The organism is Clostridium punense (assembly GCF_017874425.1).
GTDB lineage: Bacteria > Bacillota > Clostridia > Clostridiales > Clostridiaceae > Clostridium_J > Clostridium_J punense.
In genome coordinates this window covers 1-2063 of record NZ_JAGGLL010000085.1, presented here as the reverse complement: position 1 = coordinate 2063, position 2063 = coordinate 1, and the positions used below count along the sequence as shown (strand labels likewise).

The 2063-nt window shown below is 35.2% G+C and carries 1 protein-coding gene, 7 tRNA genes and 1 rRNA gene; all 9 read left to right on the top strand.

All coding sequences use genetic code 11. The features are described from left to right. A 5S ribosomal RNA gene (gene rrf / locus J2Z44_RS21310) occupies positions 1-88 on the top strand; the annotation flags it as partial. A 5-nt stretch (positions 89-93) separates the two neighbouring features. Continuing rightward, a tRNA-Glu gene (locus J2Z44_RS21305) sits at positions 94-168 on the top strand. Positions 169-173: 5 nt separating this feature from the next. Continuing rightward, positions 174-257, top strand: a tRNA-Leu gene (locus J2Z44_RS21300). Positions 258-260: 3 nt separating this feature from the next. Then, a tRNA-Gly gene (locus J2Z44_RS21295) sits at positions 261-334 on the top strand. A gap of 5 nt (positions 335-339) precedes the next feature. Further along, positions 340-416 (top strand) — tRNA-Arg (locus J2Z44_RS21290). Positions 417-421: 5 nt separating this feature from the next. Beyond that, positions 422-496, top strand: a tRNA-Gln gene (locus J2Z44_RS21285). A gap of 6 nt (positions 497-502) precedes the next feature. Beyond that, positions 503-578: transfer RNA gene (locus J2Z44_RS21280), tRNA-Lys, on the top strand. A gap of 6 nt (positions 579-584) precedes the next feature. Beyond that, positions 585-659: transfer RNA gene (locus J2Z44_RS21275), tRNA-Glu, on the top strand. Positions 660-799: 140 nt separating this feature from the next. After that, a complete protein-coding gene (locus J2Z44_RS21270; protein WP_021283049.1) occupies positions 800-1552 on the top strand; it encodes a peptidylprolyl isomerase in 753 nt (250 codons plus the stop codon). Positions 1553-2063: the final 511 nt, after the last annotated feature.

Here is a 2063-nt window from a genome sequence, read left to right as displayed (position 1 = left end):
CGTTCCCATACCGAACACGCAAGTTAAGCTCTAAACGGCCAAGAGTACTGCAAGGGAGACTTTGTGGGAGGGTAGGTGGTCGCCAGGTCATATGGCTCCTTGGTCAAGCGGTTAAGACACCACCCTTTCACGGTGGTAACAGGGGTTCGATTCCCCTAGGAGTCACCATATATGCAGATGTGGCGGAATTGGCAGACGCACTAGACTTAGGATCTAGCGCCTTCGGCGTGGGGGTTCGACTCCCTTCATCTGCACCATATGCGGGTGTAACTCAATGGTAGAGTGCTAGCCTTCCAAGCTAGTTACGAGGGTTCGATTCCCTTCACCCGCTCCATAAATGCGTCTTTAGCTCAGCTGGATAGAGCAACGCCCTTCTAAGGCGTGGGCCAGGGGTTCGAATCCCTTAAGACGCACCATATAATGGGATATCGCCAAGCGGTAAGGCACCAGACTTTGACTCTGGCATTCGTAGGTTCAAATCCTGCTATCCCAGCCAATAAGTGGTTCACTAGCTCAGTCGGTAGAGCACATGACTTTTAATCATGGTGTCCGGGGTTCGATCCCCCGGTGAGCCACCATATTATGGCTCCTTGGTCAAGCGGTTAAGACACCACCCTTTCACGGTGGTAACAGGGGTTCGATTCCCCTAGGAGTCACCAAAACTCTTACTTTATAGTAAGAGTTTTTTTTATTTATATAAGGTGACTTTTGTTTTTATTAAAGTTATTTGTTTTTTTTTCCCATTATGATATTATAGATTAGTAAGTGTATTAAAATAAGAGTAAAAAGGAGAATATTTATGGAAAACAAAATATTAGCATCAGTAAATGGTATTCAAATAAGTGAACAAGATTTAGAAATAGCAATGACTAGATTTCCACAAGAAAATCAACAATATTTTAGAACAGAACAGGGAAAAAAACAATTGCTAGATCAAATGGTAAGCTTTGAACTAGTTTATAACTATGCAAAAGAAGCAAATTTAGAAGATAGCGATGAGTTTAAGTACCAATTAGAGTTAATGAAGAAAGATTTACTAATTCAAGCAGGAGTAAAAAAGATTTTAGACACAGTTAGTGTAAATGATAATGATGTTAAAGATTTTTATGATAATAATAGAGAAATGTTTAAGACAGAGGAAACTGTTAGTGCTAAACATATATTAGTTGATAGTGAAGAGAAAGCAAAAGAAGTAATAGAAAAAATTAATAGTGGAACTAGTTTTGAAGATGCTGCTAAAGAGTTTTCTAATTGCCCATCTTCTGAGCAAGGTGGAAACCTAGGTGAGTTTGGAAGAGGAAGAATGGTTCCTGAGTTTGAAAAGGCTGCATTTGAGTTATCGGTTGGTGAGGTTAGTGAGCCAGTACAAACTCAATTCGGATATCACATAATAAAAGTAGAAAATAAATCACAAGCTGATGATAGACCATATGATGAAGTAAAAGCAATGATAGCTGCTAATTTACTTCATGAGAAACAAAATAGAGCTTATACTAACTTTGTAAATGATTTAAAAGAAGATTACAAGGTTGAACTATATTCAGAAGTATAATATATAACTAAGTTATTTAATAAATCACTTTCACTATGTTACATAGTAAAAGTGATTTTCTTATTTAAACAAGTGGATATAACAACATTAATATGTTCTGTATAAAGTTTATTTATTATAAGAATCAAGGTTACTAACAAATACTTATAATAGTAGTTACATATATACTATACCTAGTGTATCATCTTATAAAATAGCTAGATATTTGTAGATTCTTGTAGCATATTGAGAATAATTAAGTATATGGGGTAATTTTAATAAAAAGGAAAAAAAACATTGTGATAAGATATGTCTTGTCCTTAAGAACGGACACAAACACTAGAAAACTTCAACAGAGTTTTGAAATTGAAATAAAAATTTTAAAATAAAAAAGTGTTGACAATAAGTTTTGAAAATGATAAGATATATAAGTCGCTAGTTGATGGCGCTGCTACAATGTAGCACTAAATTGGTCTTTGAAAATTAAACAGAGAAAAAGGTAAAACCAGTTAATTCTAGTGAACTAATAGTT

Coding starts and splice junctions, on each gene's coding strand:
- J2Z44_RS21270 (WP_021283049.1), top strand. CDS start 800: ATGGAAAACAAAATATTAGCATCAGTAAATGGTATTCAAATAAGTGAA.